6 protein-coding genes are annotated in these 8,885 nt (G+C 67.8%); 2 read left to right on the top strand and 4 right to left on the bottom strand.

What is annotated here, in order from left to right; genetic code table 11:
• The 3 genes from fusA to rpsL form a co-directional block, all read right to left on the bottom strand.
• On the bottom strand, window positions 1–1,699 hold a 1,699-nt coding region (gene fusA, locus AC1DYI_RS19680), incomplete at its 3' end, for an elongation factor G (protein ID WP_477205824.1).
• A gap of 69 nt (window positions 1,700–1,768) precedes the next feature.
• Window positions 1,769–2,239: a 30S ribosomal protein S7 gene (rpsG, locus tag AC1DYI_RS19685; protein WP_477205825.1), complete on the bottom strand. Its 471-nt coding sequence runs from the start codon at window positions 2,237–2,239 to the stop codon at window positions 1,769–1,771.
• A 179-nt stretch (window positions 2,240–2,418) separates the two neighbouring features.
• Window positions 2,419–2,796 carry a 30S ribosomal protein S12 gene (gene rpsL, locus AC1DYI_RS19690; RefSeq protein ID WP_477205826.1) on the bottom strand — a complete coding sequence of 126 codons (378 nt, stop codon included), beginning with the start codon at window positions 2,794–2,796 and terminating at the stop codon, window positions 2,419–2,421.
• Window positions 2,797–3,113: 317 nt separating this feature from the next.
• Between rpsL and AC1DYI_RS19695 the strand changes: the two genes are divergently transcribed.
• The gene (locus AC1DYI_RS19695; RefSeq protein WP_477205827.1) at window positions 3,114–3,566 is read left to right on the top strand and encodes a PIN domain-containing protein; all 453 of its coding nucleotides are present in this window, start codon (window positions 3,114–3,116) and stop codon (window positions 3,564–3,566) included.
• Window positions 3,567–3,725: 159 nt separating this feature from the next.
• Entirely contained in the window at window positions 3,726–4,382 is a 657-nt protein-coding gene (locus tag AC1DYI_RS19700; protein WP_477205828.1) for a 4'-phosphopantetheinyl transferase family protein, read from the top strand.
• 15 nt (window positions 4,383–4,397) lie between these two features.
• On the opposite strand, the gene AC1DYI_RS19705 is transcribed toward AC1DYI_RS19700, so the two are convergent.
• A complete protein-coding gene (locus AC1DYI_RS19705; protein ID WP_477205829.1) occupies window positions 4,398–8,831 on the bottom strand; it encodes a non-ribosomal peptide synthetase in 4,434 nt (1,477 codons plus the stop codon).
• Window positions 8,832–8,885 lie beyond the last annotated feature (54 nt).

Below are 8,885 nucleotides of genomic sequence, written 5' to 3' on the forward strand. Positions count from 1 at the left end.
CCACCGGGTAGCCGGCCAGCACGCCGTTCGGCAGCGTGTCGACGATGCCCTTGTTCACCGCGGGGATGAACTCGCGCGGCACCACGCCGCCCTTGATCGCGTCGACGAACTCGAAGCCCTTGCCCGGCTCTTGCGGCTCGATCGACAGCACAACGTGACCGTACTGGCCCTTGCCGCCCGACTGGCGAACGAACTTGCCTTCGATGTCGGTCACGGCCTTGCGGATCGTCTCGCGGTAGGCCACCTGCGGCTTGCCGACGTTGGCCTCCACGCCGAACTCACGCTTCATGCGGTCGACGATGATTTCCAGGTGCAGCTCGCCCATGCCGGAAATGATGGTCTGGCCGGACTCTTCGTCGGTACGCACGCGGAACGACGGGTCTTCCTGGGCCAGGCGGCCCAAGGCGATGCCCATCTTTTCCTGGTCGGCCTTGGTCTTCGGCTCGACGGCCTGCGAAATCACCGGCTCCGGGAAGACCATCTTTTCCAGCGTGATGATCGATTCCGGATCGCACAGAGTTTCGCCCGTGGTCACGTCCTTCAGACCCACGCAGGCGGCGATGTCGCCGGCCAGGATTTCCTTGATTTCTTCACGCTGGTTGGCGTGCATCTGCAGGATCCGGCCGATGCGCTCCTTCTTGCCGCGGATCGGGTTGTAGACCGAGTCGCCCGACTTCAGCACGCCCGAGTAGACGCGCACGAAGGTCAGCTGGCCGACGTACGGGTCGGTCATCAGCTTGAACGCCAGCGCGGCGAACTTCTCGTTGTCGTCGGCCTTGCGGCTGGTTTCCTTGTCGTCGTCATCGGTGCCGGGAACCGGCGGGATGTCGATCGGCGAAGGCATGTACTCGATCACGGCGTCCAGCATGCGCTGCACGCCCTTGTTCTTGAACGCGGTGCCGCACAGCATCGGCTGGATCTCGGTGGCGATCGTGCGCGTGCGCAGGCCACTCTTGATCTCTTCCTCGGTCAGCTCGCCCGACTCGAGGTACTTGTTCATCAGGGTCTCGCTGGCTTCGGCAGCCGCTTCGACCATGTTCTCGCGCCACTTCTGGGCATCGGCCTGCAGCTCAGCAGGGATGTCCTCGTAGTTGAACTTCATGCCTTGCGAGGCTTCGTCCCAGATGATCGCCTTCATCTTGATGAGGTCGATCACGCCGGTGAAGTTTTCTTCGGCGCCAATGGGAATCACCACCGGCACCGGGTTGGCCTTCAGGCGGGTCTTCATCTGGTCGTAGACCTTGAAGAAGTTCGCGCCGGTACGGTCCATCTTGTTGACGAACGCGAGGCGGGGCACCTTGTACTTGTTGGCCTGGCGCCAGACGGTTTCCGACTGGGGCTGCACGCCACCCACGGCGCAATAGACCATGCAGGCACCGTCGAGCACGCGCATCGAACGCTCGACTTCAATCGTGAAGTCGACGTGCCCGGGGGTGTCGATGATGTTGATGCGGTGCTCGGGGAAGTTCATTTCCATGCCCTTCCAGAAGCAGGTGGTCGCCGCGGAGGTGATCGTGATGCCACGCTCCTGCTCCTGCTCCATCCAGTCCATCGTGGCAGCGCCGTCGTGCACTTCACCGATCTTGTGGTTCACGCCGGTGTAGTACAGGATGCGCTCGGTCGTCGTGGTCTTGCCAGCGTCGATGTGCGCCGAGATACCGATGTTGCGGTAGCGCTCGATGGGGGTCTTGCGAGCCATGGTGGTCACTCCAAATACGAAGGGCCGCCCGGGTTGGTGATAACCCTAGGCGGCCGGGAAACGAGGATCTTAGAAGCGGAAGTGCGAGAACGCCTTGTTGGCTTCAGCCATACGGTGCACTTCGTCGCGCTTCTTCATCGCGCCGCCGCGGCCTTCCGAGGCTTCCAGCAGTTCGTTGGCCAGGCGGGCGGCCATCGACTTCTCGCCGCGCTTGCGGGCCGATTCCTTCAACCAACGCATGGCCAGGGCCATCCGGCGGACGGGACGAACTTCCACGGGAACTTGGTAGTTCGCACCGCCGACGCGGCGGGACTTGACTTCAACCATCGGCTTCACGTTGTTCAACGCGACCATGAAGACTTCCAGCGGATCCTTGTTGGCCTTCTTTTCGACCTGCTCCAGCGCACCGTAGATGATGCGCTCGGCGACGGCCTTTTTGCCCGATTCCATGATCACGTTCATGAACTTGGACAGATCAACAGAGCCGAACTTCGGGTCCGGCAGGATCTCGCGCTTGGGTACTTCGCGACGACGTGGCATTTCACTCTTCCTTTGTCTTCAGTTGGTGTCGGCTCTCGCCTTCACCGCGAAAGACCACTGAGTGCCTTCTGGCGTGGGTCTTTCACTTACTCGGCTCGGGCACCAGCCCTGGCCGCATTCTTGTCATCAGCCTGAAGCTTCGCAGCCCGGCGTGACGACCTCGTTTCAATGCAAGCTGATCAGGTCTTCTTCGGGCGCTTGGCGCCGTACTTCGAACGTGATTGCTTGCGATCCTTGACGCCCTGCAGGTCGAGCGAGCCGCGCACGATGTGGTAGCGCACGCCCGGCAGATCCTTCACACGGCCACCGCGCAGAAGCACGACGCTGTGCTCTTGCAGGTTGTGGCCTTCACCGCCGATGTACGAGATGACCTCGAAACCGTTGGTCAGGCGCACCTTGGCAACCTTGCGAAGCGCGGAATTCGGCTTCTTAGGCGTCGTGGTGTAGACGCGGGTGCAAACCCCGCGGCGCTGCGGGCAGTTCTGCATCGCAGGCGACTTGGATTTCGTGACCTCGACCTTGCGGCCTTGGCGCACGAGCTGGTTGATGGTGGGCATGGGTAACTTGTTCCCGTTTGAAGTTACGTGGGTTCTGATCTTTCCGGGGAGGATGTGCCAAGCGTTCCAAGACGAGGAAGTGGCACCGGGCGGGTCGTACAGCTTCGACCAACTTGACAAGCTGGCGGGCTGGGCGGCATGGCGCCACCGTCGACCTCTCGCGTCCCGAGCCGCTCAGGGCATTGAGCGCAGCAGAATCTGCCGAAAAGCCCTCCATTATAGTCGGGACTCCCCTCCGTCGCAACCGGGCCTTGACAAGCAGCGCGGCGCCGCTGCAGCCGAGGCGTGAATCATCCATCGAAGTGAGCGAGTGCTTCTTGAGCAACCCCCAGCGCGTGGTGATTGACACCCAGACCGTTCTCGACTGGCAGTTCTTCGGCAACCCCTTGTGCCGCGACTGGCGCCTGCCCGGCGCTGCGGACGGTTGGCGCTGGCTGGCCACCGCGGCGATGCGTGACGAATTGGCTCATGTGCTGGCGCGCGGCTTCGGCAGTCGCTGGCCGGCGCCCACCGCGCCCGTGCTCGCTTTCTTCGACCAGCATGCCAGCCTCGAGCCTGAGCGGGCGCCAAGCCCGGCAGCGATTCGTGGGCTGCGCTGCACCGATACGGACGACCAGAAGTTCGTCGACCTGGCTGTCGTGGCGGGTGCGCACACGTTGGTCAGCCGAGACAAAGCCTTGTTGAGGCTGAAGAAGGCAGCCTTGTCGCGGCACGGTTTGGTCATCGTCGCGCCGGCCAATTGGTGCCCGCACCGCGCGGTTGTCGCCTGAAGGTTGTCGCGCGTACGGCCACCCTTGGGGTCCCCCACTTTGACATCGAGCTCGCTGGACAACGGACGCGCGGACCGAGGCTCGGAGAAGCCTCAATCACTGGCGCACCAGTGGACGCGTGCCTGGCCGGGCAGCGCGCGCGACGAACGTGCACCACTTGTGCACCTGGTCTCGTTTGACGCCGAACGCTTTGCCCGGTTCGACGCTGCTGCGGCGCCCATGGCGGGGCTCGGCTGGAACGACTCACTGTCGCGCAGCGTGCCGCGGCGCCAAGCGGAGTTCTTCTTCGGTCGCTGGGCGGCGCGGGCGGCGCTGCTCGCGCAAGGTTTGCCGCCACATCCGGTGGGCGTCGGCGCAGTGCGCGAGCCGCTCTGGCCTGCTGGGGTGGTCGGCAGCGTCACGCACATCAACGGGCTGGCCGCGGCCGCGGTCGCGCCGGCTGCGACCTATGTCGGCCTCGGGCTGGACGCCGAGCGGGTGGCGCGCGGCGAGGACCAGGCGGCGCTGCGCGGGCTGGCGGTGGACGGGCACGAGCTCGAGCTGTTGCGAAAGCTCGGTGACGCCGACCTCGACCGCTGGGTGACGATCGCCTTCAGCGCCAAGGAAAGCCTTTACAAGGCTGCCTTCCCGACCGTGCGTCGCTTCTTCGGCTTCGAAGCCGCCCGAGTCGCCTCGGTGGATCCGCAGGCCGGCACCCTCGTGCTCGAAATCGTCGAACCGCTGGATGAGCGATTCACGCCTCGATCGCGATGGCCCGTCGCGATCGAGGCCCTGGAGGTTGACGTGATCCTGACCGGACTCATGATCGAGCCGTAGCGGAGCGGTGACCACTCACGCCGTCACCTCGGAGTCGTCCTCGGCCTGACGTTCCGCCCGTGCCGACGCGAGGACGATCCGCGCCACCTCCTCCACAGACGGCGCCGCCAGGATGTCGAAGTGATCGCCCGGCACGACGTCGCACGCCAGAGGCGCCTCGGAGAAGTCCTGCCACTGCTCACGCAGCGACACGCTGTTTTGCGCCGACTGGATCGCGACCACGCGCGAGACGCGCCCCGGCTCCGGTGTGTAGTGCATCGCTGCCTGGGCCGCGATGAGCTCCGGCAGGCGCTGCTCCGGGCCGCCGCCGCCCAGGTCCTCCGCACGCTCGCCAAGCAAACGCGCCTGGCCACGTTCGATCAGGTTGGACACCTCTTGCACGTCGAGCGCGCGCCCCTCGTAGCGGCTGAAGCCGTCGAGCACCACCAGGGTCACCGGGCGCCCCTCCTCGCGCTCCAGGTGGCGGGCCATCTCCAGCGCGACCGGTGCGCCGAGCGAGTACCCGACAAGCGTGACCGGACCGCGAGGCGACGCGGCCCTCAGCCGCGGCAGGAAGTGCGCAGCGATGGCTTGGATGTCACTCAGCGGATGCTCACCTTCGCGCAATCCCGGCGTGTCGAAGCCAAACACCGCGTGGTCGCCGGCCAGCCGCGCGGCCAGCTCCCGGAACACGAGGCTCTGTCCACCGGCACCCGGCACCAAGAACAGCGCAGGCAGATCTCGGTCGCCGCCGAGCGGCACCAGGCAATCGACGACCTCGCCTGCGCCAACGGCCAGGGCCTGCGCAAGGCCGGCGACGGTGGGCCGCTCGAACACGGTGCGCAGCGGCAGGTCGACGCCGAACGCCGCACGCACGGCGCTGACCAGCCGCGTGGCCAGCAACGAATGCCCGCCCACCTCGAAGAAGTGGTCGTGCACGCCCACCCGCTCGACCCGCAGCAGTTGCTGCCAAAGCGCGCACAGCGCCGCTTCGCGCTCGTCGCGCGGGGCCACATACGCCTGGCTGCGCAGCTCGCCGGCCTGCGGCGCCGGCAGCGCCTTGCGGTCGACCTTGCCGTTGTGCGTCAGCGGCAAGGTCGCAAGCACCACGAACGCCGCTGGCACCATGTACTGCGGCAGCTGCGCTGCCAGCGCCGCGCGCCAGCGCTCCACCGCCTCGTCGCGCGCCGACCCCGGCGCCACCAGCGCCACCTCGCCCGGCACCACGTAGGCCACCAGCCGCTTGTCCGCCGCCTCGCCGCCGTCATCCGCCCGCGCCACCACCACCGCCTCGTGCACGCCCTCGCATGCCACCAGCCGGTGCTCGACCTCGCCCGGCTCGATCCGGAAGCCCCGGATCTTCACTTGGTCGTCGGCCCGCCCGATGAACTCCAGCGTGCCGTCCTCGCGCCAGCGCACCACGTCGCCCGTGCGGTACAGCCGTGCCTGCGGATCGGCGCTGAACGGGTCGCGCACGAAGCGCTCGGCCGTCAGCTGCGCGCGCTCCAGGTAGCCGCGCGCCACGCCGTCGCCACCCACGTACAGCTCACCCTCCGCGCCCGTGGGCCGCAGCCGCAGCGCTGCGTCGCACACATAGACCCGCGTGTTGGCCACCGGCCGCCCGATCGGGAAGACCTCGCGTTCACCCGCGTACGGGTGGCACGTCGCCACGATGCTGGTCTCGGTCGGCCCGTAGGCGTTGACCAGCCGGCCCACGTGCTGCGCCAGGCGCTGCGCCATCGCCGGCGTGCACACATCGCCGCCCACCACCAGCGCCTGCAGCGCGCGCAGCGCCGCCTGCGGCAGCTGCTCCGCGTACGGTGCCGGCAGCAGCGCGTGCGTCACGCCGTGCTGCGCGATCGCCTCGGCCACGCATGCCGGGTCACCCACGTCCTCGCACAGCACCAGCGCCGCGCCGTTGAGCAACGCGCTCGTCCACTCCCACACCGCCGCGTCGAAGCCGATCGAGGCGAACTGCAGCATCCGCGAATTGGCCTCGATGCCCAGCAGCCCGGCGTTGTAGCGCACCAGGCTCGCCACGCCGCGGTGCTCCACCAGCACGCCCTTGGGGCGCCCGGTCGAGCCCGAGGTGTAGATCACGTAGGCCAGGCGCCGAGCGTCACCGGCAGCGGGTGCCGCCAGGCGGTGCGCCGGCAACGCAGCCAGCGCCGCCTCGGTCGCTTCGTCGTCCACGCTCAGCCACGCCACGCCGGCTGGCGCCAGCGCCGCCAGCGCCGGTTGCAGCCGCGCCTGCGTCAGCACCAGGCGCACCGCGCTGTCGGCCAGCACGTCGCGGATGCGCTGTTCGGGGTAGTCCGGGTCGATCGGCAGGTACGCGCCACCGGCCTTCAGCACCGCCAGCAGCGCCACCACCATCTGCGGCGAACGGCCCAGGCACAGCGCCACGCACGTCTGCTCGCCCTGCGCGCCCACGCCCAGCGCTCGCAGGTGATGCGCCAGCCGGTTCGCCTGCGCGTCCAGCGCCTCGAAGCTCAGCACCTGCTCGCCCATCAGCACCGCCGGCGCCTGCGGCCGCGCCGCCGCCTGCGCCTCGAACAGCGCGTGCAGCGATGCATCGTTCTCGTCAGGCTGCGCCGTCGCGTTCCAGCCGTGCAGCAGCCGCTCGCGCTCGCCTGCACCCAGCAAGCACACCCCTGTGTGTGCCGACCCCACATCGCGCAGCATCGCTTCGAATGCCGCCACGTAGTAACCCCCCGCCCGCTCCATCAGGCCCGCGTCGTACAAATCAACGTCGTACGTCAGCGCAAGCGCCAAGCGGTCGTTCTCGACCGAGCGTGAGGCATTGACGCAAAAGTCGTAGTTGGTCTTTTCGAAACCCTGGCGGCCCGAAAACTTCAGGCCCGAGCTTTCGCCCACGGTTTGCAGGGCGCGGAAATGGGTGTAGTTGAAAACCACCTCCGAGAATCCACGCCGCAGGTCCTGCTGGATGGCCGACAGCGGATAGTGCCGGTGACGCATGTTGTCGGCCAGCCGGTCGGCCATTGCACGGATCAGTGACTCCCAGTTGCCCGCGCCCACGTCGACGCAGACCGGCAGCAGGTTGAGGAACAAGCCGAGGCCTTTCTCGCCACCTTCCTGTTCGGGCCGGCCGTTGCTGACCACGGAGGTGAGCGCACGGGCCTGTCCGCTGAGGGCGGAGAGCACCTTCGCATGCGCGGCGAGCAAGACGGCTTGCAGCGGCACGCCAAGGCGGCGGGCCAGCGCGACGAGCGCACCGGACAAGGCACCGACACCGTCGACGCGCTGGCGCCGCAGCGTGCGTTCACGCTGCCGGCTGTCGGCGGCCGGGCGGCGCGGGATTTGCTGCTCCGGCGCATCGCGCAGGGCCTCGGTCCAGTACGCACGGGCCTGCGGATTGGCAAGCACCTGCAGCTCCTGCGCGACGAAGTCGCGGAAGGCCCAATCGATCACCGGCTCGGGCAAGCCGCCCCCGGTGAGCAGGCGCTCGTAGTGCAGGAAGAGTTGGCTCACGAAGGTCGAGTCGCTCCAGCCGTCATAGACGGCATGATGGAAGCTCAGACCGACGTCGAAGCGTGCCTCGCCGGTACGGAAGACAAAGACCTTGAACAGCGGGCCCCGCCACTCGAACGGCGCGCGCCGCTCGTGTTGCACCCACTCAGCGATCCAGTCCTGCTGCGCCTGCGTCGGCAGGTGGCGCAGGTCCTCGAAGCGCAGCGGCAGCGGCGGGTCGCGGTGCACGAACTGCAGCGGCCGCGACGCATCGAGGTCGTAGCCGCTGCGCAGCACCGGGTGCTGCCTGAACATGAAGGCGAGCGCCCGCTCGAAGCAGTCTGCATCCCAGCGCGACTCGACGTCGAGACTGAAGATGACGCGGTACGCCTCCGCACTGCTTTCCAGCTGCGTGTGGAACACCAGGCCCATCTGCAGCTGCGACATCGGGTACGCGTCGTCATAGCGCGTCGCCGCATCGGGCCCGAGGCCCGCACGCTCGTCGTCGGTGAGCAGCCCGAAGGGGGCCAGCACCGGTGCCGATGTCACCTCTTCGCGCAGACCGGCGCCGAGCGCCTGGGCCAGCTCAGCGACCGTCTGGTGCTTGAACAGGTCCTTCACGCTCAGCAGCAGCCCGGCCGCCTTGGCCTGCGAGACGATGCGGATCGACAAGATCGAGTCCCCGCCGAGCGAGAAGAAGTTGTCGTGCACGCCCACGCTTTCCAGCTTGAGCACGTCGCGCCATACCTCGCACAGCCGCGCCTCGGTGTCGTTGCGCGGCGCCACGTGCTCAGCCTGGCGCAGGTCCGCGGCCTGCGGCGCCGGCAGCGCCTTGCGGTCGACCTTGCCGTTGGCGTTCAGCGGCAGCGCTGGCATCACCACCACCACCGCCGGCACCATGTACTCGGGCAGCTGCCGCGCCAGCGCCTCGCGGCAGCGCTGCGGCAGCAAGGCCTGCGCTTCGGCCGCCTCGCCTGGCTGTGCCACCACGTACGCCACCAGCCGCTTGTTCCCGCCGGCGTCCGCGCCGTCATCCGAGCGCGCCAGCACCAC

Source organism: Ideonella sp. P3_A4 (genome assembly GCF_056403075.1).

Bases quoted from the DNA above. Each gene is read 5' to 3' on its own strand.
- rpsG (WP_477205825.1), bottom strand. From the start codon at position 2,239: ATGCCACGTCGTCGCGAAGTACCCAAGCGCGAGATCCTGCCGGACCCG.
- rpsL (WP_477205826.1), bottom strand. From the start codon at position 2,796: ATGCCCACCATCAACCAGCTCGTGCGCCAAGGCCGCAAGGTCGAGGTC.